Raw genomic sequence first — 538 nt, 5'->3', positions numbered from 1 at the left:
CTGCCGGTCTCGCACAGCGCCAACACCCGCACCTGCGGAAAGGCCCCCGGCGCGCGGCCACTGCCGGGGCGCCCGAAGGCGCGCTCGTTGGCCGGGGTATCAGCCACATTCAGCACAAAGCCATCGATGGCCATGGTGCGCATGCCGCGGTAGAAGGCGCCGGGCGTCTCGGGGCGACCCAGCAACGCCACGACCTGTGCGGCCAGCGCACGCAGCGGCGCCACGCCCAACCGCTTGCGCGCTTCGCACAGCGTCGAGCGCCCCGGGATGCCGCCTGGGCGAAAGACCTGCAAGCAGCGAAAAATCTGGCGATAGGCATCGCGAGAAAACAACCCAAGGGCGATCATGAACCACACCATGAACCACCCCGGTAGGCGCCGACAGTGAGTGCGATCGCGACCGGTCTGCGCCAGGGCGTCATCGACCCGGGCGCGCGGGATGATGCGTTGCAGCGCCCGCAGGCGTTCGTCCGTTGGCCATGCGGCCACCGCGGCTGTCTCCTGGTGCAGGTTGATCACCGTAGCCTCTTGATCAGGTT

At 68.6% G+C, this 538-nt stretch carries 1 protein-coding gene; it reads right to left on the bottom strand.

Annotation, left to right across the window (positions count from 1 at the left end; genetic code table 11):
* A partial coding sequence (locus G3480_RS27350) for a transposase domain-containing protein (protein WP_206171949.1) occupies positions 1 to 518 on the bottom strand: 518 nt, incomplete at its 3' end.
* Positions 519 to 538: the final 20 nt, after the last annotated feature.

It is taken from the genome of Thiorhodococcus mannitoliphagus, from assembly GCF_010915725.1.
Lineage (GTDB): Bacteria > Pseudomonadota > Gammaproteobacteria > Chromatiales > Chromatiaceae > Thiorhodococcus > Thiorhodococcus mannitoliphagus.
The sequence above is the reverse complement of the archived record's forward strand: the minus strand, read 5'-3'. Positions and strand labels throughout refer to the sequence as shown.